14 protein-coding genes are annotated in these 25850 nt (G+C 38.7%); 7 read left to right on the forward strand and 7 right to left on the reverse strand.

Translation table 11 applies throughout. The features are described 5' to 3' along the window. Positions 1-47: 47 nt before the first annotated feature. Entirely contained in the window at positions 48-809 is a 762-nt protein-coding gene (locus PALPR_RS04905) for an SDR family NAD(P)-dependent oxidoreductase (RefSeq protein WP_013444509.1), read from the forward strand. A gap of 164 nt (positions 810-973) precedes the next feature. Beyond that, positions 974-2950, forward strand: a complete 1977-nt coding sequence (locus tag PALPR_RS04910) for a DUF349 domain-containing protein (RefSeq protein ID WP_013444510.1) — start codon at positions 974-976, stop codon at positions 2948-2950. A gap of 74 nt (positions 2951-3024) precedes the next feature. On the opposite strand, the gene PALPR_RS04915 is transcribed toward PALPR_RS04910, so the two are convergent. From PALPR_RS04915 to ruvA, 5 genes are all read right to left on the reverse strand, one after another. Beyond that, complete coding sequence (locus PALPR_RS04915; RefSeq protein WP_013444511.1) at positions 3025-5346, reverse strand: outer membrane beta-barrel family protein; 2322 nt, start codon at positions 5344-5346, stop codon at positions 3025-3027. Positions 5347-6068: 722 nt separating this feature from the next. After that, positions 6069-7220: a molecular chaperone DnaJ gene (gene dnaJ / locus PALPR_RS04925; RefSeq protein ID WP_013444513.1), complete on the reverse strand. Its 1152-nt coding sequence runs from the start codon at positions 7218-7220 to the stop codon at positions 6069-6071. Positions 7221-7293: 73 nt separating this feature from the next. Then, positions 7294-7869, reverse strand: coding sequence for a nucleotide exchange factor GrpE (locus PALPR_RS04930; protein WP_013444514.1), 576 nt, complete (start codon positions 7867-7869; stop codon positions 7294-7296). A 188-nt stretch (positions 7870-8057) separates the two neighbouring features. Then, positions 8058-15512, reverse strand: a complete 7455-nt coding sequence (gene sov, locus PALPR_RS04935) for a T9SS outer membrane translocon Sov/SprA (protein ID WP_013444516.1) — start codon at positions 15510-15512, stop codon at positions 8058-8060. A gap of 92 nt (positions 15513-15604) precedes the next feature. Continuing rightward, entirely contained in the window at positions 15605-16195 is a 591-nt protein-coding gene (gene ruvA / locus PALPR_RS04940; RefSeq protein WP_013444517.1) for a Holliday junction branch migration protein RuvA, read from the reverse strand. Positions 16196-16447: 252 nt separating this feature from the next. On the opposite strand from ruvA, the gene PALPR_RS04945 reads away from it, so the two are divergent. Further along, positions 16448-17122, forward strand: coding sequence for a superoxide dismutase (locus tag PALPR_RS04945; protein ID WP_013444518.1), 675 nt, complete (start codon positions 16448-16450; stop codon positions 17120-17122). Positions 17123-17544: 422 nt separating this feature from the next. After that, positions 17545-21057, forward strand: coding sequence for a bifunctional proline dehydrogenase/L-glutamate gamma-semialdehyde dehydrogenase (locus tag PALPR_RS04950; RefSeq protein WP_013444519.1), 3513 nt, complete (start codon positions 17545-17547; stop codon positions 21055-21057). A gap of 76 nt (positions 21058-21133) precedes the next feature. Here the strand turns inward: PALPR_RS04950 and PALPR_RS04955 are convergent, their stop codons facing one another. Beyond that, on the reverse strand, positions 21134-22234 hold the full coding sequence (locus PALPR_RS04955) for a lactonase family protein (RefSeq protein WP_013444520.1): 1101 nt from the start codon (positions 22232-22234) through the stop codon (positions 21134-21136). A 125-nt stretch (positions 22235-22359) separates the two neighbouring features. Between PALPR_RS04955 and PALPR_RS04960 the strand changes: the two genes are divergently transcribed. Together PALPR_RS04960 and PALPR_RS04965 are read left to right on the forward strand one after the other, a co-directional pair. Next, positions 22360-22785 carry an OsmC family protein gene (locus tag PALPR_RS04960; RefSeq protein ID WP_013444521.1) on the forward strand — a complete coding sequence of 142 codons (426 nt, stop codon included), beginning with the start codon at positions 22360-22362 and terminating at the stop codon, positions 22783-22785. Between the two features lie 6 nt (positions 22786-22791). Beyond that, positions 22792-23418, forward strand: coding sequence for a carbonic anhydrase (locus PALPR_RS04965; RefSeq protein ID WP_013444522.1), 627 nt, complete (start codon positions 22792-22794; stop codon positions 23416-23418). A gap of 345 nt (positions 23419-23763) precedes the next feature. On the opposite strand, the gene PALPR_RS04970 is transcribed toward PALPR_RS04965, so the two are convergent. Next, entirely contained in the window at positions 23764-24699 is a 936-nt protein-coding gene (locus tag PALPR_RS04970; RefSeq protein ID WP_013444523.1) for a ketopantoate reductase family protein, read from the reverse strand. A gap of 494 nt (positions 24700-25193) precedes the next feature. On the opposite strand from PALPR_RS04970, the gene PALPR_RS04975 reads away from it, so the two are divergent. Continuing rightward, positions 25194-25814, forward strand: coding sequence for a hypothetical protein (locus tag PALPR_RS04975; RefSeq protein ID WP_013444524.1), 621 nt, complete (start codon positions 25194-25196; stop codon positions 25812-25814). Positions 25815-25850: the final 36 nt, after the last annotated feature.

Here is a 25850-nt window from a genome sequence, read left to right on the forward strand (position 1 = left end):
AATGCCTTAGTGAAACATTAAAGCTTTCAATATAAATAAGATTAGTTATGAAAACAGCACTTATTACCGGAGCCACATCGGGTTTCGGTCATGCAATTGCGTTGCGCTTGGCGGGATTGGGTTATAATCTTATCGTTACCGGACGTAGAGCTGAGCGATTAGAAGAACTTACTAAACAATTACAATCCGATTACTCAGTCAAGGTAATTTCGCTTTGCTTTGATGTACGTGACAATTCGGCATGCACTGAAGCAATCAATTCATTGCCACCCGCATTTCAGAAAATCGACGTACTGATTAATAATGCCGGTCTTGCTGCGGGTGCTTCTCCATTTCAGGAAAGCGATTTGGCAGATTACGAAAAAATGATTGACACTAATGTTAAGGGATTACTCTATATGACTAAGCTTGTTGTTCCGGGAATGATTGAACAACAATCCGGGCTTATTATCAACCTGTCTTCGATTGCAGGAATTGAGGTCTATCCTAATGGCAGCGTTTATTGTGCCTCAAAACATGCAGTAAATGCCATTACTAAGGGGCTTCGACTTGATCTGGTAAAACACGGAATAAAAGTTAGTTCGGTTTCACCCGGAATGGCTGAAACTGAATTCTCTATTATACGGTATCATGGCGATGAAGAAAAGGCCAAAGCTGTTTATGCCGGACTGATTCCACTAAGTGCCGAAGATATTGCCGATACGATAGAATTTATTGTTACCAGACCTGCTCATGTTAGCATCAATGATATTCAAATAAATCCTGCTCAACAGGCAAATACATATATTGCACACAGAAATGCAAATTAATTGCAGATAAAATGTTCAGAAAAACGTCTTTATTCCAAGATTTTTGGGGAGTAATAACATTATTTAAAAAAATTACCCTATTTTTGTCTCTCTGTTATTATTAGTTGAAATTTTTGAAAGTTTTGTTGTAACCGCAAAACAAACATATTAAATAAATATTGAAAATGAGCCCACTTGATTTAAACAAGGATCCTGAAATCGTACCAAGCGAAACTCCTGAAGTTGCCGAAACTAAAGAAACTATTGAAGTAACTGAAAACAAAACAGTTGCTGAAACAGCTGAAGTTATTGAAGTTATTGAAGTACCTGAGGTATCTGCTGATGCCGCGGTAACCGAAATTACGGAAGAGCCAGTTGCTGATAAAATTCAGGAAGAAAGTCCTGAGGAAGTAGTTACAGAGCAACCGATTGAAGAAAAATCTACTAAAATAGACTATAGTACAAGTACTAAAGCAGAGCTAGTTGACGCACTTAAGTTGCTAATCAACAAAGAAGTAGAATTGGTTAAGGACGAAGTGGAGCTTATCAAGCAATTATTTTACAAAAAGACCAAAGCTGAAATAGAAGAGCTAAAAAAATCATTTATTGAAGATGGTAACGAAGAAAATGAATTTTTAGCTCCAAAAGATGAGCTCGAAGAATCATTTAAAGCGCTGCTAAACACATTCAAAGCCAAAAAGGCAGCTCTATCAGCCCAGCTTGAAAAAGAAAAAGAAACGAACTTATTGAAAAAACAACATTTGCTAGGTCAAATGAAAGTTTTAGTAGAAAGTAATGATGACGTTTCTACGCATATTAATGAGTTCAGGGCTTTACAGCAAAAATGGAAAACCATAGGTCAGGTTCCTGCAAGTGCCTCTACCGATTTGTGGAAACAGTATAATTTATATCAGGAATCATTCTGGGATCTGATTAAGATTAATAATGAACTAAGAGAATACGATTTCAAGAAAAATCTTGAATTAAAAACTGCATTATGTGAAGCGGCTGAAAAACTAGCTTCAGAAAATGATGTTATATCAGCTTTCCAACAATTACAAAAACTTCACGAAGAATGGCATGATTTAGGCCCTGTGGCCCGCGAAATACGAGAACAAATCTGGAGCCGTTTTAAAGAAGCATCAACTGCTATAAATAAAAAGCATCAATCTTACTTTGATTCAATCCGTAAGCTTGAAGATGAAAACTATGAAGCCAAAAATGCGTTATGCGAAAAAATTGAAGCTTTTGATTTCAGTAGTCTTAATAATTATAAAGCATGGGATGAAGCAACAAAAACGGTGTTGGCCTGGCAAGAAGAATGGAGAACAATTGGGTTTGCACCTCGCAAAGTAAATCAAAAAGTATTTGACAGATACCGCAAAGTATGCGATGCTTTCTTTGCAGCAAAAGCTGAATTTTACAAGGAAACTAAAAATGTATTGACCACCAATGCTGAAAAGAAAAAAGCCTTGTGCGAAAAAGCAGAAGAGCTAAAAGACAGCACTGAATGGAAAGAAACAGGAGATAAACTTATTCAGCTCCAAAAAGAGTGGAAAACAGTAGGACCTGTTGCTAAAAAATATTCAGATGAGCTATGGAAACGTTTCATAGGCGCCTGCGATTATTTCTTTGAACAAAAAAACAAAAATACATCCGGACAACGAACTGTAGAAAATGAGAATCTAGCAAAAAAGAAAGAGCTCATTGACAGAATAAATGCTTTCGAAAAGACAGAAAATCCCGGCGAATCAGTAACAGCCCTGCGTGCTATTATGGCCGAATGGAACACCATAGGACATGTGCCGTTCAAAGAAAAAGATAAAATCTACAAAGAATACAGAGATGCTGTTGACAAACAATTCGAAACTCTGAATGTGGATTCATCTAACCGCCGCATGGACTCATTCCGCAACAACTTGAAAGACATGAGTACTAAAGGTGAAAACAAGCTATTCCGCGAACGTGAAAAGCTTATGCGCACCTACGAACATTTAAAATCAGAGATTGCAACTTACGAGAATAATATCGGATTTTTCTCTTCGAACTCAAAAAAAGGTGGTGGTTTGATTAAAGAAATGGAACGTAAAATTGAGACTCTGAAAGAAGAAAGTAAACTGATAGAGCAAAAAATCAATCTTATAGACGAAAACATTCAATAATAAAAATATAAATAGCAAAGAAACTCCCAAACTGAAAATTCAATTTGGGAGTTTCTCGTTATACATATTCGCTATCAATGTAACCGCTGGCGTTCTTCCGAGTTTTCTGACTTTGAAGAATATTTATACTTAGATCTTCCTATTTGATATTTTATGCTTATTCCAAAATAAGTATCGTCAGCATCAAATACATTTAAATTCTGTCCCGACAGCACGGAATGCTGACGTGATGTCAACTGATTAAACAAGTCGTTCGCTGTAACTGTGCATGTAAGTGACTCCCGCAAAAAACTTCGTTGTAAGGAAAAATATAAATTCCAATATGGTTCATTATAACTCGTTGTCCAAGATCCTTTTCCATTATACTGATAACCGATATCAAACAGAACCTTAGCCGGCAGTTTTATCGAATTCTGAAGTGTTATATTCTTTCCCGGAGTATTATTATTTCGTCTTACATTATTATCATCAATATAGGGATATGAACTGGTATAAAATAATCCGGACAATGTAATGCTCCACCAGGGTAACAACTGTTTGTTGAAAGTTAAAGAGGCAGTATAACGACCCACGTTATCTCCGTTTATAAAACGAACATCAGTGAGCTGTGGCTGCACTTCATCCTTATATACCATGAAATAAATGGGGTGTATAAGGTAACTATAACCAACCCTGAATGAAATGAAACTGAAAAATTTGCAGGATAACTGGAATGAATGTATATCCGTCGAAATTAAGTTGGGGTTGCCTTTTCGGTTAGTCAACGAATCTACGTAAATGCTTGGGTCAAGTGCCGAAAAAGAAGGACGGGATATACGTTTACTGTATGAAATTCCGGTTGAGAAAGATTCGGAACAAGAATAGTTTATTGACGCACTGGGAAATAAGCCAAACTGATTAGCATCTGAAAAAACAACATAATCTTTCTGTATTTTCCTGAAGGTTTTTTCGCCTCTTAAGCCGACTCTGAATTCAAGTTTATCATCCAACTTCATATTTAGAGAAGCATACGCAGAAAGGTTTTGTTCATCTGTCAGATAATGCTGATACAGATTGGTGCTACCTGTCATATCGGTGATGTCATTTCCTTTTATCCAGTAATATTTTGTCCCGATATCCAATAACATTGTCTTACTGAACGGTTTTGTATAATCGGCTTTTATCGAGTAAATTACCGGCTTTCCTTTATTATAATTTTTATTCCAGAACGGCGGATTATTCTCATTACCTACAATTTGATTGTAAAAATTATTTGTGTTCTCCTTATTTCCAATGGTATAGTCTGCTATCAGTTTAATATTCTGCCCCAACGAATCTATTTTACAATTATAACTTATAGTATTATTAGTTTGCCATGATTGTATAAATTTCTCCACATGCGTATTGAAATTATCGAATGCCGGGTTTGAGAAATACGAAAGTTGATTTCGGTTTATTTTACTAGCATCTGTATAATAGCCATTACTCTGAAAAATAAGACTTTGGTTCTTTGCGATATCAATATCTACAGATAAACGATACGAAGTTTCTGAATCAAATGATACAGATTCTGCATGCGTTTCTAAATTATTATTGACGGTTATAACACTGTAATTATCTTCAAAGGTTTTATTGTTCATTGTTGAATGATCAACATACAAGTTCGTTGTTATTTTTCCTGCTTTCAAGGCTCCTTCTATAAATTCGCTTACCGAACCTTTTCTTGACTGCGTAAAGTCACCTCCCAGACGTAACAGATATTGATCTGCTTTATCGAGCGTATTAATCAAAATAACTGCATGTCCATCAGCATCATAAGCAGCTGATGGATTATCAATAATTTCGAGAGATTGTATATTTTTGGGATTGAGTATTCTAACCTCATTCATAGAATGAACTTCTTTACCATCAATATAATATTTGGGTATCCCCTTGCCTGCTACGATAAGTTCACCTGATGTATCTCTAATCAGTCCGGGTGTCTTTTGAAGCATGTCCGAGCCATTTAATGCATTGGACAATATGCTGTTTTCCACATTAATAATGATACGGTCAGCTGTACTTCGAATGGTGGGTTGCTGCGCTATGACAGTAATTTCTTTTATGCAGTTAGGTTGTAACACAAGAGTAGGTAATGAAGTGACACCTAATCTTGTTTTCACTGTCTTTTTTAGAGCTGCATAGCCAAAAGAGGTAATTTTAATTATATATTCGTTGGGTTGTATATCCTTCAGTGTATAAATACCGTCAGTAAATGAGGTGCTTGAAATAGTTGAAGAATCAGATGGCGAGATTAAAACAAGATTAAACTGGCTTACCGGTTGATTATCCGGGTCAACGACTTTTCCTGTTAAAACATTTTCAGATCGTGAAACTACGGCAAAAAGGCTAAGAATAAAACAAACTAAAATTCTCATGATTTTCTAATAAAAATTCGTAACACACTGTTACAACAATCTAGATATCGAAGAAATTCATATATATGAATCTCCAGCCGCCACAATTATTCATTAATAAACTATGCCGACAACATGTTTAGCTCATCGGTAATAAATAATTGAGAAGTCGTTTAAACAAAGAAATTATTGCTTGTGTCTTTGGTATATCTCTTTTCGGATAGGACAATTACAGATTATGTACTTCCCAAAACTCATCTTGTAATGACAAATAATCTGACTGCATTTTACAATATGCACTTTGCCATCAAGGCAACGTTCTACTCTACCATTTCTTCCAAAAAATTCGGTATGAGCTCTTAAACATTCGAAATTCTTACGACAATGAACGGTTTCTTTTAAAATTTTCTCATCTATTTCCATTTGACTTTTCATTTATTAGTATTATCTCAATACCGTTAGTATTGGCCGCAATGCCAATGATTAAAGTTTATGTCAGGTTTGTCAGAATTAGATCTACAGGAATCTAGCGAAAAACAGATCAGGGATGACCGATTATTTCTTATGTAAATTCACTTTTTTTGCACTCCAAAAATAATACATATACTTAACATATACAAATTATTCTCAATAATCTTTTCAGCTAAAAGTATAAAGCACTGAAAACTAGCACATATTTTAAAAAAAATAAGGTCTTATAGAAGAATTTCTATCAGACCTTATTACTATAAATTTAGTATATTTTATTCAAACATGTTTCTAAAATGCGAGAAGAAATTACGAGAAGCTGAGGCATTCGGTTTTACGTTATCCGAATTTCCTAGTTTTTCCATAATTGTTTTTTCTTCTTTATTCAGATTTTCGGGAATATAAACCCCAATATTAACAAGTAAATCGCCAGTACCATAACGGTTCACATTAGGTAAACCTTTACCACGTAACCGAAGTACTTTACCCGGTTGAGTTCCGGGAGCAATGGTTACTTTTACTTTTCCTTCTACAGTCGGCACCTCCACCGAGCCACCTAAAGTAGCCATAGGAACCGTCAACAACAGGTTATATATTAAATCATTTTCGTCTCGAACCAGCTCTGGATGAGGTTCTTCCTCGATCAGTACCAATAAGTCACCGTTCACTCCTCCCCTGCGAGCCGCATTTCCTTTTCCACTAACTGAGAGTTGCATACCTTCCATTACACCGGCAGGAATATTGATAGTAATTACTTCATCTTCGCGTACGACTCCGTCACCGTTACAATGAGTACACTTATCCTTAATAATTTTTCCATCGCCTCCACAGGTAGGACATTCGGCTGCAGTTTGCATTTGTCCTAAAATGGTATTCTGTACCCGCATCACGCGTCCCTGTCCATTACAAGTGGTACAAGTAGTGGTCGATGATCCGTTGGCACCACCGGTTCCATTGCAATGTGTACAAGCAACCTGTTTTTTTACTTTAATTTTCTTTTCTACTCCGGATGCAATTTCTGCCAGAGTAAGCTTTACCTTCACTCTTAAATCAGAACCTTTACGCACCCGTTGTCCTCCACCGCGCTGACTTCCGCCAAAGCCGCCAAAACCGCCAAAGTGACCTCCGAAAATATCGCCAAAGTGAGAGAAAATATCGTCCATGTTCATACTTCCTCCACCGAATCCACCTCCGGCAGCACCACCTACACCTGCATGTCCATACTGGTCATAGCGTTGACGTTTCTGGTCATCACTCAGTACTTCATAAGCCTCGGCAGCCTCTTTGAACTTTTCTTCTGATTCCTTATCGCCCGGATTTTTATCGGGGTGATACTGAATAGCTTTTTTGCGGTATGCCTTTTTTATCTCATCAGCAGAAGCAGATTTAGACACTCCAAGTATTTCGTAATAATCTCTTTTGGACATATTTTATTGTGATATATAATTTGATGCGATGATGTGATTATCAGTTTATCACAATCAATCTCATTAATAAAAATTACTCTCCTACTACTACTTTTGAAAAACGAATTACTTTTTCATTCATAGTGTAACCCTTCGAAACACAATCTACAATCTTTCCTTTTAAATCTTCTGTTGGTGCAGGAAAAGTTGTGATTGCTTCATGATATTCGGTATCAAAAACCTCGTTTTCAGTAGGAATGGCTTTTACTCCGTTTTGTGCCAAAAAAGCAATAAATTTTGAGTAAATCAAATCTACACCATCTTTTACAGCCTGTACATCTTCTGATGTTTCCATCGCTTTCAAGCCTCTCTCAAAATCATCGACCAACGGTAACATATCAACCAACACCTTTTCACTGGCTGTTTTCAACAAATCCATGCGTTCTTTCATGGTTCGTTTTCTATAGTTATCGAATTCGGCCATTAAACGCAGGTTTTTATCATTGAGTTCGGTACATTTCTGCGCCATCAATTCCAGTTCATCCACTATCTGATCGGCAGCCTGCTCTGTAGTTTCAGAAGCGGGGGTTGTTTCTGTCGTTTGAGTCTCCTGAGTTTCACAGCTGTTGTTTACTTCTTGTGTTTCTTCAGCTTGTTTCTTATTCTTCATATCCATTTTATATGTTTACTGTGCTCTCAACAATTGGTAGTGAGAGTCCGGGTTCATCTGATTTTTTATTGTCAATAATTTTGCCAAAACACCCACTTTCCTTTTTTGGCAGAAATGAGGTGGCAGAATGTCATAAATATGTGTTTTATGACAATAATCAGGACAAAATGAACAAGCCCACGCTGAATTTATCGAACCAGCATGAATTTAAAGCTTACACCAAAATTGGTTGACGAAACTGGATAAGAAGATGAAATAAGTGGCGTGCTCGACTGACGATCATAGAATAACTGGATATTGAGTTTAGAGCTGAAAACATAGTCAGCCATAACCTTCAGCGTGTAAACTTTGTTACCACTCGAGGCCTGTGTTATATTTTCTTCCACTTTGCGTAACAAGGTTTTAAGATCTTTATATGAAACATCGGCACTTAATTTCAAATCATTTTTAACCTTGGTTTGTTTGTCTGATTTCAACCGGAGAATAACATCAAAATCCTTGAGCGTATAACCCAGACCAACTACATATTCATTACTTCCGGTTTCAATAAGCTGTGTACTCGATAAATTCAATACCATGGTGCGTTGCTTACGGAACTCCAGTTTGCCGGTCATATTGTTTCCTTTTGTACTGTTTTTGAAAGCTACATTTAAACCTATAAGTGGAACAAATTGTTCGGAAAGAGACACATCTGAAATATTGTAAGGTGAAGACGGTATGGCATTTAAATCACTTTGCACATCGCGAATATAGCCCAGTGCGGAGTTGTCACCATCCATACCTACCCAGGTAGAATATGAAGTGTAAGAACCTATGCTATACTTACAGGTATACGCATGCGTAAGACTTACTGATTTAAAATGATTCTTTATCCATGGAATATTCGTCAGACCATCATAACTTGCTCGCCAGTTAGGCATAATGCTCAGTAATGAAAGAAACGGATTTGTACTCACTGAATTTACATTACGCCCGGTGTATGCTGACAAAAATGCGGGAATAAGTACATCGGTAGAATTTAAATCATACGCTCCCAAAGTAGAATTATAGTCAGTACCTCCCAAATTATTCGCTTTCAAAAAGCCGGATTCAGGGTATCGGGTACCCACAAGTTTGCTGTTTAATCTGTCAGCTATTACTTTGCGATTAGCCAGAAATTTATCAAAAAGCTCTGATTTATAATTATTCTGAGCTGTGCCCATAGGTTTAAACGATGTGGACAAGGCCATAAGCGTGATGTTATAACTACCCGTATAATTCAGCGGCATATCAGTGAACATGTACTGAATTGATGTGTTTTTTGCCTGATAACGTTTAGCATTCAATTCAATCTTGAAACCCGTGACCGGCTCTAAGTTGATTTTGATATCCAAGTCGGATGTATAAGCAAGGGTAGCCGGTGTCACCACGGTATCATTTGATACCAGCCAGTCTTTATCTTTCATACTCTTGATGGTATTGATATCGGCAAATCCGAAAACAAAACCGTATCCGGGCGACATTACACCATCCACATTTTGCTGACCTAAGAAGTTTGGTTGGTATTTAAATCCGGGTAATACCATACTGTTGGACTCTCTGTAAGTAAATGTAACTTTTCTTACCATCATCAATGCCCTCACTGCAAAATCGAGGCTAGACTGCGCTCCTGACTGAACATTTGGATCGAGACTTACCAAAGTAAGCAGCACACTATCGGCTTTTAGCGTCGGCGTGATTTCAATGGTAGTAGCATTTTTTATCTTATAATTGACCGGTATGGACTTCCCTGTTTTATCCACAGCAGTAAATTTAAACTTCTCACTACCCAATCTGTGATTGATCGTTAACGTCTTATTCCTTTCTAGATTCACATTCTGAGTGTATGTTCTGGACTGAAACTTGGGTCTACCTAATGTTGACTGAGCACTGTATCGGCGGTTCACATCTTTCAGATACTTGGATTTATTGTAAAGATTTTCGAGATTAAAAGCTCCATCCAATTGCCATGCACCCATTGTAGTTGCTACATTACCTAAGTTAGTTGCACCCTCAATTTTTGCAGTCTTATTCCATTTATAGTTGGAATTATAACTGGCATTTCCGGTAACCCAATCCATCATAGGAAGTTTGTCAATAGGAAGTTTCCACGATGCATTGAATACCTGCTGATAATTATAGGGTTCTCCCAGTTTCTTAATATTTGACCAAACCGTATCTCTCCACGATTCATAGTATTGCTTGCCTATTTCGGGTGTAAGCCTCGGTTCTATAATGCTTGCATTCATGGCTGTTTGGAGTTCCAGACTTATAGATTTAGTTAAGTCCCATTTAAGATTAAACTGCCTGTTCCACATAAAATCCCGGCTGGAATTCAAATCGAGTATGCCTGTTGAGTTTCCGCTTAAGTTCCGCAGTTTGACCTGCGAATACTGGCGGTTCATATCAGAGCTCATACTTAACGAAGTCGGCAAGTAATTGAAATTGAAATCCTTGATCAATCTCAATACAGGACTATTAAGCGCTTTTACATTTTTGAAAGGCTCAACAGGAGTTGGATTGAAGGAAAAACTATAGTCAATCGTCCCTCTCTGATCTTTTATCAAATTACTTTCTACTTCAGGACTATGTTGATTCGTTTCGGTATAAGCATATGATATTGACACATTTGCCGGATCATAAAACTTAGGTTTTTCGCTTTTAATGTTTACTTTGGCACCTGTTATATTAAAACTCTTGGATGTGCTGACAGTTTGGGACATTAATTTCAATGAATCTTTAAACGTCTTGTTATCTGAATTATTCAAAGCATCCGAAAGCAAAACATCCTCATCAAGCGGATTATATTTAGGAGAAAGCGTTTCGTTGGAATAGGAGTAATATGCCGGTATTTTAAGTTTAGCCTTTTCTGGCAAAAATCTGCCTAATTCCAAAGCTGTTGAAAAGTTCACCTGATACAAATCATCAAGCCTTCTGGTGTTTACATTGCTCTCGATACCTCCATAGCCGGCAGTTTCTACTCTTCCTGACAGATTCATAGTCCCTACATCGGATAAACCAACAGCCACATTGGCCATACCTGCCCAACCGCCCGATTCATCAAATTCGGACATACGCATCTCATTCACCCATATTTCGCCCGACTTGTTTGAACTACTGCGATTCCTGATACCAATCATTATATTTTCAACATCGGAAATGGAAGGATTCCCAACTACTGTTACCTTATTCAGCGGTTTATCCGGATCGTAAACGATGTAAGGAATAAGGTTGGAAACATTCGATACATTGTTTTGCTTTGCTTTATTTCGTTTCAGTTTTGTATTAGTCAACACATCGAAGGAGAAATCAAACATGTTTTCAGGATACCAGACTGTTTCCTGATCAGACACCTTATTGCCCGAATATTCTCCCGGAGGAGTAATACGAAGCGGAATTTCATACTCGTAATAGTTATTTACCATATCCGAACCAAGGCGAATGAAGCAGGTTAAATCATGGTCTTTCAGGTTATCTGCCTGATCTTTCTTTTCTGCGTGAACAAACATTTGCAAGCGTTTGTACTGACGCATATCGTATGCTGTATTTTTATATACACCCTTAGCATCTCCCGGCGACAAGTCACTGACACGCAAAACCATGGACTGTTCGTTTTGCTGAATAAGCTGAGGTTGACCCGGGTCAGTTTCACGGGTAACTCCCGGAGGTAAAATATATTTTATCGGGGATCTTTTCCCATTTTCTTCGATATTTACAGCCTGTACATCGAGTGTGCCGGTTGATGTAACTCCATTTATCGGTTTTGTATAACTTCGCCATTCTCCTTTGACCAAATCGAGAGTAGCCATACGCAAATGAGCTTCATCTGCAAAATTGGTCATGAACATACGAATAAATCTGATAGACTTAAAGTTCCGGATACTTCCTATTTTGTCATCGTATTGACGAATTGGAATTTTAAACTGATACCAGGTTACAGGTCCGGTTACATCATTGATTGTAGACGTAATTTTATCGGTAATGTAATTCTTACCTATTACCATTTCATTCTTATCTATTTTGACGTGGTATTGATAATACTTCTCGTATTCATTCATTGTATTGTCGCCACTAATATCTTCACCATCAGGAATAGATGTAGCAGAAGTTCCGTATGATTCTGTCACATTATTAGCATCAGGCGAGTTTCCTTCAGGTCCGTTAAAATGCTTATAACGATCCAGAATACTGAGATGATCCTTATCATAATCAGACCCACGATAAAAGTGGTAATCATCTCCTGCGGGATCTTTTAGAGGAGAAAAAGGATTACTTTGCATTTTGGCCAGAACATCCGATGATACCCGGGCTTTAACCTCATCTACATAATCCTTGTAAGTAGGAAAAATAAATTCATCTGTTGATGACAATCCATCCAATCCGATATCCTGATTTTTACGAGCTCCGGGAGAATTATCAAACGCATTAACCGTAGATTGCGTTTTCGGTACACGCCCCCAAACGGTTGTTTCCGTTTTAGAAACATCGCCATCGGCAGGCATACCGTTTTCAAAAGATTTTTTCCCATCCTTCAGAATATCTTCACTGACATCACCTAAATTGAAATATAAATCTCCCGATTTATCGGCCGATAAACCATCCTTCACGTACGGATCCATCATCCAGAATTCAATGTATTCAATGTTAGAAGTTTCAAAATCTGTGGCATCCAATCTTCGCATAATACCTCCCCAACGTTTTCGTGGACTAGCCAGTGTTCCATCAGGATTCATACCGGCTGAAATTGCCGTTGGATTTACATCCAGGTTATAAGGTCCGCGCTCTTTTGGATAGAATGACAGATTCAACACAGTCATTCGGGAAGACTGAGTAGCCAAGGTTTGTTTATATGGAAAAATTTCCTGCTCCAACACATTACGCGTAAGATTATTGTACTGAAGTGCCTCATCTGATCTGATATAATCCGGATTGGAACGCGTATCGCTATTATTGAAAATAGGATCAACATAAAACCAGGAAAACAAAGCTCTGTTTTTTCCGTAATTCACATTGCCACTTAACGCTGCTTCCGGAAAAAGCGCACTCTTAGGATCGGGATTATAAGGAGTGCTGGCCAGATACCAACCTGTCGGATAGTGTATATCAATGGATGTTTGTGTTGATTCAAAATCATCGATATAAGCTAACCCTGCCGAACTGACTACTCTGGAATGTCCCGGTATTAACTGAGCAAACTCAGCATTGACAGCAATTGTCGATGGCTTTGTAGCATTGACAAACGGAAATACATTCAACATTTTGGTGAGAAACTGAGACTCTGTTCGCCAGGAAGTATTTAAACCCCAAATGGTATTGGAAATGGGTTCGTTGCCTGTATTTACTTTAGTGGTCAAAGGCGATTCGGAGAGGTGCATAATGGTACCCCCAAGACTAAAATCTTTATTGAATTTATACTCTAGATGCGTGCCAAGCAAAGTCTTGCGTTGCATACTGAAAGCAGATTGGTTCTCGAGTTTTACATCCACATTGGTTCCCGAAGCAATCAAAGATTTATTCAGAATAGTTACTGTTCCCATCGTGTAATCGACCACGTAATCAGCACCTTCCTTCAGCACCGTTCCACCGGCAGTTACCACAACCGATCCTCTGGGGACATTCATTGCGTTCAGTTTTATTTCTGAACCGGATGAACCTTTATACATCCCCACCAGACGGAATTTATTCCTTTCACTGTATTGCTGAGCAACCACCAAAGTCGAATCATAAAGTTCCGGATAAATGTAATTTTTGGCAATATTGTCATTACCAATTTTTCCCTTCAAATACGAGCCAAAAGGCTCAAGTTCAGGAAAAATAATTCGACCGGTGGATGGAAGTACTGTATATCCTTCCACGTAGTCAAACTTACCGTCCGGTCCCACAGATTTTTTGGAATCCAACCTGTCGAGATTCATTACTTTCAACAAGGTTTTATTCTTTATATTTCCTTCTGTAATATATTGAAGCTCTGTTCCTATTGAATCATTCCGATAAACTACATCCAGTTTAAAATTATCCGGCTGAAGCTGCAATGCTCCCAAATCATACACGTTTTTCATCATCAGCTTCCAGGAAGCCAGCTGAGGCGATTGCGTGGTTGATTTTATCAATTTTACAACCAACGCCTGCGGTGCAGTAATCGGATCGGTAGAAAACTCACCAACCTGATACACCTGACCTTTGTAAGTATATTCGTATGCCACACCCAACACTTCATCCGGGTTCAATGCCGTTTTTAATGATATAAATCCCAAATCGGGACTAAAAGTATATTCCGCAGGGTCAAGTCTACGGGCACTCTCAATTTTTTCATAATCCTCACCCCCATTGATTCCCAACGCGCCATAAGCTGTCGATAAAATAGAGTTTGTCTGTTGTACATCCCTCACTCCACCCAACCCCGTAACTTCGGAGTAAAGTGTGTTAGCCTTATTAAACGGAATAATGTTGGGTGTAGGAGCCACCCAGTGACTGTTGTCAATGACCTTGGTCTCTGCCAAATCCATGAAAGCGATTATGTTGCGAGCCTGATCGTAGTTTCCACGTTTGTTGGTAACCCAAACTTCCATTCGGTTGATGGTTATCCCCGAAGACACATAGGGAAGCTTGCTCATCCAAGGCTCAAAATTATCCCTGAAATAATGTGCCAGAAAGAAGTGTCGGTTATCATCGTAATTGTCAATCGGAATATCAAATTTGGTTGTTTGCAAACCACCTTTGGAGCTTACGGTTTGTGTTTGGGACTCTTGCTGCGAGGCAATGGCTGTTACGTTTAACCGACCGAACTGCATTTCGCTTTTAATACCAAACAATGCCGTACTTCCCGTTATTAACGAACTATTGAGCGGCATGCTTACATTTCCGGCTTCAATACTTTTTATAATATCATCTTCCTTGCCTTTGTACGCCAGTTTCACCATTTTCTGGTCAAAATCGTAACTGGATTCGGTGTTGTAATTCAGTCCGAAATTGACTTTATCACCAACAGTTCCGGTGACATTAAGCTGTATCTTTTCATTAAAATCAAAAATGTTTGATTTTCTCATTTGTTCCGTCAATGCCGGATTATCAATTTTATTGGTTTTATACCCAAAAATCAGTTCGGCAGATCCCTGAGTTTTTAATTGTACACCTCCGGGACCAAAAACTTTATCGGCAGGACCTATATCGAACTTCAAATCTGATTTGGAATACTTATCCTCATTGGCAATTCCAGCTTTGTTGTTTTTCTCTTTCCAGTAGTTTTGCATCTCCTTTTGAGCAGAATACTTTTTATATTCCTGATCGGTCATCAAAAAAGGAGTGGCAATTTCATTGTTTCCGGCAAGTATCCTCAGAATATAGTTTCCGGATTTTGTATCGTATTCCACAACCGATTTCACGTTATCCGGTCTGGGAGCATCCATCGGATATTTTGCGTTAAGCTCTTCGTAAGTATTTTGTGTGATCGGTTTCACCGAAAATTTCGGTTTAATAGGCTGTGCGGTGTCGGCGGGAGACTGAGGTATTTGCGCTAATGAAGAATCTGTTGTAGAATGCTGAGTTCCGGCCACTAAGGCATAAGTAGAACTGAGTATAATACAACAGAAAACCAGAATAGAAATTGTTTTATTTGAAAAAATCATAGATATCAAAAGTATTGCACTGTTAATAATGCAAAATCAAAGTTCGTTAAGGTTCGTTATTCAAATAGATATTCATTTAGCTGAATTGGTTACTACATCATTTTCAACGCCAGTTTAATGAGTTGTTCCACTTTGAGCGCCGGTTGTTCCTGAACAATTTTATCAACTACTTTTTGCGAAGCAGATGCCGCGAAACCTAACATAACCAAAGCCGAAACAGCCTCCTCTTTTTTCTCATTCTGTACATTCGGAACTAAGCTGATGATCTCACTTCCACCCGCACTTTTCATTATTTTGTCTTTTAAATCCACAATAATTCTCTGCGCCGTCTTCGTTCCGATTCCTTTTATTGCATTTAAAGCAGAAACATTGCCGGAAGCAATCATATCCTGAATCTCCTGAGCCGAATAGGATGACATAATCATTCGGGCGGTATTGGCACCGATACCCGAAACTGAAATCAGCAATAAAAACAGCTGACGTTCACTTTGTAGGCGAAATCCGTAAAGAACATGTGCATCTTCTCTTATTGACTCATAAACATATAGCTTAGCCGAAGTATGCTCTCCCAAAAACGAAAAAGTAGGTAAAGTGATATGAATAAAATAGCCGATTCCAGCTGTTTCCAGTACAACATAAGCCGGAGTAAGCTCTGATATTTCACCTTTTATATAGTCTATCATGTATTATAAATGCGAAGGTAATTATTTATTTTCTTAACATGCAAATATACTTAATTTATCTGTGTACAACAAATACTAATTTGAAATCAAAAAAAGGTATTAAATGTCGCAAAATAGATAACGCTAATTTTATTGAAATAGTATTATTTAAACACAAAAATACCCTTATTCCGGGCTAATTACAACAAAATTCTTTGATGGATTGTTATCTAGTCAAATAAATGCACTAATTAAAATTTGAAATTATAAATTATGAAACGATTAAACATCCTTTTATTGCTGCTTATTTCATTTTCCATACTCGGTTTCGGGCAGTACAAATTGCCAAATTTACCGTATAAATACGATGCTTTGGAGCCGTATATCGATAGTGTAACGATGCATATTCATCATGATTTGCATCACGCAACTTATGTGAGCAACCTGAACAAAGCACTGGAGAAAAATCCCGAGCTGTACAAAAAAAGTCTCGTAGAGCTTATTCAGACTCTGAACACGCTGCCTGCCGACATTCAGACTGCTGTCAGAAATAACGGTGGCGGGGTTTACAACCACTCCTTCTTTTGGGAAATAATGGCACCTGCCGGAACAGCCACTATGTCCCCTAAACTCGAAAAAATTCTGAGTGAAAATTTCGGAAGTGTGGATGCGTTCAAAGCCGAATTTGAGAAAGCTGCCGCCGGACGGTTCGGCTCAGGATGGGCCTGGCTTATAAAAGATCCTGCCGGAAAATTGCGCATAATTTCTACGCCGAATCAGGACAACTCACTTATGCCCAATGCCGAGATTAAAGGAAAACCGGTACTGGCACTCGATGTATGGGAACACGCTTACTACCTAAAATATCAAAACAAACGCGCAGCATATGCAAAGGCATTTTGGAGTGTAGTAAACTGGACTAAAGTAGAACAGTTAATCGAGCAATAAATAATTCAAAAACTCCTTTCTATCCTTAAGAAACAACTAAAAATCCTGCGTGCTTCGCAGGATTTTTAGTTTGGAGTAATTGGTTATAAAAAAATATGAATATCCGTTTTGTTGCCTATACATGATGTAAGAAAATATATGCCGGTGCTCTGCACCTCTTTCGTTTTTAGGTCTCATTATTCTTCAAAGATTTAGGTGCTCTGCACCATTTGGCAAACTTAAAGAGGGACAGCGTCCCGAGATATTTGTAGAAACGTAATTATTATAGAATTTTGAGCTGCAGCGCACCGACATATTCATTGTTCTAAGAAGATTTTAATGCCTTAGGTAAAAGCACGGATAATCATAAAAAAAATCTAATATTTATACATATTTCATTCTTTTCAATTATCTTGCAGATGAATTTAAACAATGTAGCTTTTATGGAAAAAATTAGTTCTACCGAGGTCCTTGAGTGGGCAAAAAGTTTTCTTAGCAAATCAGAAAAAGAGATTACAAACGATGAATTAAAGGAGCAAAAAAAGTATGCCATTCTCATCCAGAATCCGGGTGACAAAACACTGCTCTCAAAAATGCTTGACGAGTCGTCGCAAATTCACGATAACAAAAAGTTGGCGCTACGTATTAAAATTCTAGTCCAACAGTATGGCATTCCAAAATTTCTAAGTTCTACGGACACTTTCCTTTTCAAATTATTCACAAGTTTTGGTTATCGATTTCACTACATTGCAGTTCCCATTATCAAATATCGCCTTCGTTCGGACACAGCAAAAGTAATTATCAACGAAGAAGCTTCTTTTTTGAATCAACATCTCTCAACACGCAGACAACAAAAGATCGGACAAAATGTGAATCTGCTGGGTGAAGTGGTTTTGGGCGATGGCGAGGCCGATCATCGTTACCACCATTACCTCGAAGCGCTGAAAGATCCGCAAATAAATTATATTTCCATTAAAATATCCGGAATTTATGCTCAGATAAATCCGTTCAACTATGAGCAAAACAAAATTGAACTTTGTGAACGATTAACCCGTATCTATCAGCAATCCATCGATTATCCGTATATCGACGAAAATGGAGTTTCAAGCTCCAAGTTTGTCAATCTGGACATGGAAGAATACAAAGATACCGAGCTCACGCTTGATGTTTTCAAAACCGTTTTAAGTCTTCCTCGGTTTAAAAGCTACTCGGCCGGAATTGTCGTTCAGGCTTATCTGCCCGATGCCTGGAATTTCCAGACTGAATTGCTCGAATTTGCAAAGAAACGGATAGCCGAAGGCGGTGTTCCATTAAAAATGCGTTTGGTAAAAGGAGCTAACCTTCAGATGGAATCTATCGTTTCATCACTCAAAGGCTGGGAAAATCCGGTTCTTCGGACTAAAACAAATGTTGATGCAAACTATCTTCACATTCTGGACCGGGCAATGGAACCCGAAAACACAAAAGCCTTGCATATCGGCGTTGCTTCTCATAACTTTTTCAGCATTGGCTACGCTTATTTATTAAGTACAAAAAATGGCGTTGAAGACGGAGTTACTTTCGAGATGCTGGAAGGTATGGCCAATCACTTGCCACGTGTGATGCGAAATCTGGGCAAACAGATTATTCTGTACACGCCGGTGGTAAAAAACGAACATTTCCTCAATGCTGTTTCTTATTTGGTACGCCGGTTGGATGAAAACACCGGTAAAGATAACTTCCTGAGCTACTCATTCAACCTCAAATATGATAGTGAACAATGGAATTTCCTGCAAAAACAATTTCTGGAAGCTTTTGCCTTGAAAGATAAAGTAGAAGCAAAACCATTCCGTACACAAGACAGAAATAAAGAGCCGGAAACAACCGACAAAGATTACAACACCTTCCACAACGAACCGGATACAAACTTTGATTTAAAACCAAACAGACTCTGGGCAGATACAATCCGCACCGAATGGAAAAAGTCGGCAACCGATAAGCCCTATCAGATTCCGGTTCAGATAGGAGACAAAGAAGTAAGTTCGGAAAAGAGATTCCGCTATATCGACCGCAGCCAACAAGAAGAAGTGTGTGTTTGCGAAGCAGCGTTGTCGAATATGGAACAAGTAAAAGAAATTCTGACCACAGCCGAAACCGATTCGTCGAACTGGAGAAAAACAACTTTAGACGAACGGAATATAATACTGCACAAAGCGGCTGACAATTTAGCCAAGAGTCGTGGACATTTAATTGGTTGCATGTCGGCCATTACAGGCAAAACTTTTGGCGAAGGCGATGTAGAAGTTTCGGAAGCCATCGATTTTTGTCGCTTCTACCCTGTTTCCATGAAAAGTTTTATGGAATTGAAATCAATAGCCATCACACCAAAAGGAATTGTACTGGTTATTCCACCCTGGAATTTTCCATTGGCCATTCCCGTTGGAGGAGTTGCAGCAGCACTTACCGGTGGCAACAGTGTAATATTAAAACCCGCCACAGTGGCATTGCCCGTGGCCTGGGAATTTGCCAAATGCTTTTGGGAGGCAGGTGTACCGAAAGATGCACTGCAGGTAGTCTGCACCGATGGTCGCGAACCGTTGAATTATTTGAGTGCGCATCCATCCATCAAACATATTATTCTGACCGGTGGTACCGACACCGCTTTCCGCTTACTCGAAAACAATCCGACTTGTCCGTTATCGGCCGAAACGGGTGGAAAGAATGCCATTATTCTTACCTCCAGTGGCGACCGTGATCATGCTATTCAGAACATAGTTACGTCGGCATTCAGCAATGCCGGTCAAAAATGTTCGGCTTGTTCGTTGTTATTACTTGAAAAAGAAGTTTACAATGATCCCGACTTCAAAACAAAACTGATAGACGCAGTAACCAGCATGCACACCGGTGGTGTGTGGAACGGTGGCAATGTAGTCGGTCCGATGATTACGAATGAAAACGACAAGCTGCTTTATGCCATCGATCATTTGGAAGCAGGCGAATGGTGGTTGGTGAAACCCGAGTTTGCCGATGAGAAACGTTATATTCTGAAACCATGTGTAAAATGGGGCGTAAAACCCGATAGCTATACATTCAAAAACGAACTTTTTGCACCGCTGTTGGCTGTGGTTTGTATTGATGATTTACAACAAGGAATCAACCTGGTAAACTCGTCGGAATACGGGCTGACTTCGGGCTTGCAAAGTCTGGATGAGGAAGAACAATTATTATGGAAAAACAGCATTGAAGCAGGAAATCTGTATATAAACCGTGGAATTACCGGTGCCATTGTAAACCGCCAACCATTCGGTGGAATGAAACGATCGGCATTTGGTGGTGGCATTAAAGCCGGTGGACGTAATTATGTTTCGTGCTTTGTCAATATCGCGGAAAATGCTCAGGTATCAACCTCAGTAAAAACAACCGCCGAATTCAAGGATTTCTCGTCGAAACTGAATGCCGATGAAAATGCCCGTTTCCAAGCAGCGGTGGCCAGCTACATTGAAAACATGAAAAACGAGTTTTCGGAGGAAAAAGACATTCATCAATTGATGGGTGAGAAAAATACTTTCCGCTATTTAGCATTGAGAAGTGTTGCTTTGAGAGTTCAGCCTGCTGACGCAGCAAGCGATATATTTATGATACTGGCTGCAGCTCAGATTGCGAAAACACCGGTTACGTTGAGCATCGATCCGAAAGATCCGAAATTGGACATGCTGAAATCATTCACGCAAAAAGAATGGATTTTAGTTGTACAGACGGAAACGGAATTTTTAAACGGCATGAACGATTACGAACGCATTCGCACCTGCTCCGATCAGCTTTCGGCCGAATTTTACCGCAAAGCAGCCGTATTGGGCAAATATGTTGCTACGGCGAAACCACTTGTTGAAGGACGATTGGAATTGCTTCATTACCTGAAAGAACAAAGCATTGCTTTTGAATATCACCGTTACGGTAGTATTACGGAAGAAGTATAAGAGAAATCTATAGAAAAAAGAAAAATCACTTTTCCGAAGTATAATACTTTGGAAAAGTGATTTTTTTATTTGGTCATTAATAAAACAACAGACAAACCGGCGAACCGACTTTGATTTGTTTTCTTGTATTGCGAAGTAAACCGGTTTGAATATTACGTTTAAAGATCACAATGTTATCTGTGGTTTGATGACCGACAAAAACATATTGTCCATCGGGTGTAATAGCGAAGTTGCGAGGCATTTTACCTCCTGTAGGTATTTGTTGTTTAAACCGCAGTTTTCCATCCGCAGCTACCGCAAAACAGGTAATATCATCGGCCGATCCACGATTGGTAGCATACAGGTATTTTTCGTCGGGCGAAAGATGAATGTCGGCAGCTCCGTTTACAGTGCCAGCTTTACGATCGAGCGTGGTTTCCTGTAACAATTTCAGCTTTCCGTTTTTCATTCCCAACACCGAAACCGTTCCGTCTATTTCGTGAACCAGATACAGCCTTTTGCCGTCTTTCGTAAAAACCGAATGACGCGGACCGCTTCCCGGTTTTACATTCAAGGTATCGACCGGAGTCAGAATATCCGTTTTTGCCAACGGATTATAAGCATACACGGTTACTTTATCGGTACCCAAATCATTGACCAGCGTATATTTTTTATCGGGCGAAACAATGATTTGATGCACGTGAGGTTCTCCTTGACGCTCTGCATTGACACTTTTCCCTACATGCTGAATTATCTGCAAAGCATCGGTCAGAGACCCATCCGCCTTACGACCAAAAACAGAAACACTTCCTCCTGAATAATTCGCAGTAAATACATGATCGGGGGTTGTTGCAATGTAACAAGGATCGGCACCTTTAGTCAGGTAGGTATTCAAAAAAGTCAGCTTGCCTGTTTTGCTATCAAATTGAAAAGCGTTGGCAGAACTGGCGTCACCATTTTCGCTGACCGAATACACATATTTCTTATCGGGTGTAAGTGCCAAAAAGCTTGGATTGCTAATTCCTTTGGCATCCGATTGCTGGGTAAAAGCACAGGTTTTCAGATTGATATTGTAGGAATATATTCCCTGACTCTTGTCAGGATTGGTATACGTGCCAATCAACAAATGGTAACTCTGACTTTGAACCGATAAAGTTTGGAGCAGCGCAATTATTAGTAGTAAGTCTATTCGTTTCATATTTAAGAATGTATTTTAATCAGTTTCAAAAGTACATATTTTTCAAGAATTATTTGAACGAAAAACAATGTCAGAAGAAATAACGTTATTTTCGTAGTCAAACAACACTATAAAGAACAAGAAAAATGTCAGACAAGCATGTAATCAGAACCGAATGGAAAGGTAATATGGCTTTTGAAGCCGATGTAAATGGACACAAAGTAATGATGGATGCCACAACGGAAGGTGGTGGACAAAATTCAGGAGCAAGCCCCAAGAAACTGCAATTGGTGGCTCTGAGCGGATGTACGGGTATGGATGTGGTGTCTATTTTGCAGAAAATGCGCGTAAACATAGAGAAAGTAAACATCGAAGTGCAGGGAGATGTGGCCGACGAACATCCGAAACATTATACAAAAATGCATGTTATTTACGAATTTACGGGTAAAGATCTTCCCCTGGACAAGCTTGAAAAAGCAGTTCGCATGTCGGAAGAAACCTACTGTGGTGTAGAAGCACTTTATCGGAAAGCCATTGAAGTGACATCGGAAATCAAAATTATTGAATCATAAACATAAATGGAAATACGATACATTTTTGAAAATAACCAGCGTTGGGTCAACGAAAAACTAAAAACGGACAAAGATTATTTCAAAAAATTATCTTTAGGTCAGAAACCTCACATTTTGTATATCGGCTGTTCCGACAGTAGGGTAAGCACCGAAGAATTGATGGGTGCGCAGCCCGGCGAAGTTTTTGTTCACCGAAATATTGGTAATATGGTGCCCAATACGGATATGAGCGCCATGTCTGTTATCAATTATGCTGTTAGTCACCTGAAAGTTCAGCACATTGTGGTTTGCGGACATTACTACTGCAATGGTGTAAAAGCCGCCATGCAGTCGGCAGACCTGGGCATATTGAACCCCTGGCTACGGAACATTCGGGATGTGTACAGGCTTCATAAAGCGGAACTCGACACTGTTACAGATGAAGAAGAAAAATACAAACGGTTGGTGGAACTTAACGTGCAGGAACAGTGTGTGAATGTGATTAAAACGCCCGATGTGCAGCGCGCCATAAAGGAAAGACAGCTTACCGTACACGGTTGGGTGTTTGATGTCCATAGCGGTGCACTCATTGACCTGAAAATTGATTTTGAAAAGATATTGGAGAATATTATGGAAATATACAGGATAGTATAATATGAGTTCGATATAAGGCTATCAAATTTCTACAACTCTACTTTTTTAAGTCCAAAGGACTTGAATGTAAATAACCACGGGTGCAACCCGTGGATAAAACTAAACTTGAATATGAACCCCAAATGGGGTTCAATATAATTTATTTACACATTGAACCCCATTCGGGGTTCTGAATATTTTATACTTATACCACGGGTTACACCCGCGGTTATTCAAATTGAATCCTTTCAGGATTCTAGAACTAAGTTCCATTTAATCATAAGAAATTTACTTATTCGAACTCATGTTATAGCATAAAAAAAACGGGGCGCTCAGTTAAGCTGCCCCGTTTTTTGTTCTCCGCTTTTACCGGTTCATCCGGCTTTTCAGCTCGGCGTATACTTTCTCATAAATTGGCGTTGCGATGCCGTGTTTTTTTCCGAGCTCAACAACACTGCCCGTCAGTCCCTGTACTTCGGTGTTTTTGCCTGCTTTAAAATCGCTGTGCATGGATGCAGTGGTTTCGAAAGGAAGTTTTTCCAGTTGATGAATAACCTTATCAATCACCGTACGTTCTATTTCGGCACCTTCAGCATTGGATATCAGGAGCAATTCTTCCAACAAACCGATAAGCGTCGCTTTGCGAACCTCGTCGGTAAGTAAAGCACCAAAGCTTACATCAAAATAAGAGGTGAGTGAAGCTGTGGCCGAGATGAAAAAGAATTTTGTCCAGATAACGTGCATAATCTTTTCGTGAAAGTAAGCATCAATTCCCGCCGCTTTCAACATTATCTCGAAACTGGCCAGACGATCGTTGTTTTGTTTGAATTCATATCCAAAGTGGAACCGGTGCAGCCCGCCAGAACTTTCTACCACACCCGGTTCGTTAAGACGTGCCACAATGTAGCAACAGCCCTGCCATACCTCGGTACCGGGCAATAAGGTTCTGATTCTAGCCGAATTATCGATACCATTCAGCAGGGGCACGATAACTGTATGAGGCCCTACCATGGGTTTTATCTGAGTCACTGTCGATTCCAGATCATAACTTTTGGGAGTCAGGATAATATAATCGGCAACGCCTATTTCGGTGACATTGTCTGTAGCCAGAGCGGGATGTACCTGAAAAGTTCCTTCTTCTGTTATCAGGGTCAGGCCGTTTTCCTGCACTTTTTTGAGGTGCGCTCCACGTGCCACAAAGTAAATTTCAACATTGGGATCATCTGCATACTTTTTTGCCAGCATTCCGCCGTAATACCCTCCTACTCCTCCGAGTCCTACAATTGCAACTTTTATTTTCATATTTGTTTATCCTTAAAAAACTGCGTGCAAAGTTAGCCAATTCCAGAGAGAATACCGTAAAAACAGCAGCTAAATTTAAGTAGTTACTAATATTTAATGATATATTTTTCCACAATAGAACACATAGAAATCATGAGAGAAAAAGACTTAGGTCACAGAAGGCTGTGTGCTGCTTTAAGCTAATACATCTTCGTTGTGTGAATTAAAAAAATTAATACAATGATTGAATTTATAAAAGAATGTTTTTATCTTTGGGGCTGGAATTTTCTTTTCCATGATTTAGAACGATAGTTTAGTGGTGATATTATTAACAGCTTGTTGCAAACAAAGGGGAGGGTAAATATAGTAGATATAAGTGATATGTGCCCAGTACAACTGTGTATATCCTAATTATGCTCAGTATATACATGTGTTATGTGCAATGCAAATAAAAAAATGAACATTTGTGGGCTTTATGACAAATTAATCCTTAATACTTAAATTAAAACTAAATTATGAATGAAGCGAAAAGTTTTATCGGAGAATATACGATTGGCTTATCTATAGCACCTTATATGAAAAACATATTGAAAGAAAAATTCAAATATGTAACTCCAATATTCCCGTGGATGACAAGAGAAGGAAGTAATATCTCAAAGTATTTACATAAGAATGACCAATTTAAAATTTTGGAAATATACCCAAGACGACCAAAACTAACAACGAAAAGCAATGATATTGAGTTCAAAATTAATGCTCAAATTATTGCAGGAGCTTCTAGCGGACTTAAATTAGGAATTCCAATTATTGCATGCTGCCCTTTGGTGAAAAACTTTTGGGAACTTAGCGACAATCCTGAATTTATTTGGGTAAAGCTTAAATTAGAAAAGGACGAGGATATGTCAATTGGAATTAAGGAGAACGAATCATTTAACCCAAAATCGGCAAGTATTTATTTTGTCAATAATAGTGAGATTCTAGACTATATTGAAAGTAATTCAAAATTATTTTCAATTGAAAAGGCACTGCTCGCATTTAGAGAAATAAATATGGAAAGTTCACATTTGGACTTTTATCCAAGATTAGGATTTGGAGGCATTTATAAACCTATATATTTCTTATTAAAAGAATTATAACATACATGTTGAAACAATGAACTAGCATATAACACA

Source organism: Paludibacter propionicigenes WB4 (genome assembly GCF_000183135.1).
Classification (GTDB): Bacteria; Bacteroidota; Bacteroidia; order Bacteroidales; family Paludibacteraceae; genus Paludibacter; species Paludibacter propionicigenes.

Bases quoted from the DNA above. Each gene is read 5' to 3' on its own strand.
- PALPR_RS04905 (WP_013444509.1), top strand. From the start codon at position 48: ATGAAAACAGCACTTATTACCGGAGCCACATCGGGTTTCGGTCATGCA.
- PALPR_RS04910 (WP_013444510.1), top strand. From the start codon at position 974: ATGAGCCCACTTGATTTAAACAAGGATCCTGAAATCGTACCAAGCGAA.
- PALPR_RS04915 (WP_013444511.1), bottom strand. From the start codon at position 5,346: ATGAGAATTTTAGTTTGTTTTATTCTTAGCCTTTTTGCCGTAGTTTCA.
- dnaJ (WP_013444513.1), bottom strand. From the start codon at position 7,220: ATGTCCAAAAGAGATTATTACGAAATACTTGGAGTGTCTAAATCTGCT.
- PALPR_RS04930 (WP_013444514.1), bottom strand. From the start codon at position 7,869: ATGAAGAATAAGAAACAAGCTGAAGAAACACAAGAAGTAAACAACAGC.
- sov (WP_013444516.1), bottom strand. From the start codon at position 15,512: ATGATTTTTTCAAATAAAACAATTTCTATTCTGGTTTTCTGTTGTATT.
- ruvA (WP_013444517.1), bottom strand. From the start codon at position 16,195: ATGATAGACTATATAAAAGGTGAAATATCAGAGCTTACTCCGGCTTAT.
- PALPR_RS04945 (WP_013444518.1), top strand. From the start codon at position 16,448: ATGAAACGATTAAACATCCTTTTATTGCTGCTTATTTCATTTTCCATA.
- PALPR_RS04950 (WP_013444519.1), top strand. From the start codon at position 17,545: ATGGAAAAAATTAGTTCTACCGAGGTCCTTGAGTGGGCAAAAAGTTTT.
- PALPR_RS04955 (WP_013444520.1), bottom strand. From the start codon at position 22,234: ATGAAACGAATAGACTTACTACTAATAATTGCGCTGCTCCAAACTTTA.
- PALPR_RS04960 (WP_013444521.1), top strand. From the start codon at position 22,360: ATGTCAGACAAGCATGTAATCAGAACCGAATGGAAAGGTAATATGGCT.
- PALPR_RS04965 (WP_013444522.1), top strand. From the start codon at position 22,792: ATGGAAATACGATACATTTTTGAAAATAACCAGCGTTGGGTCAACGAA.
- PALPR_RS04970 (WP_013444523.1), bottom strand. From the start codon at position 24,699: ATGAAAATAAAAGTTGCAATTGTAGGACTCGGAGGAGTAGGAGGGTAT.
- PALPR_RS04975 (WP_013444524.1), top strand. From the start codon at position 25,194: ATGAATGAAGCGAAAAGTTTTATCGGAGAATATACGATTGGCTTATCT.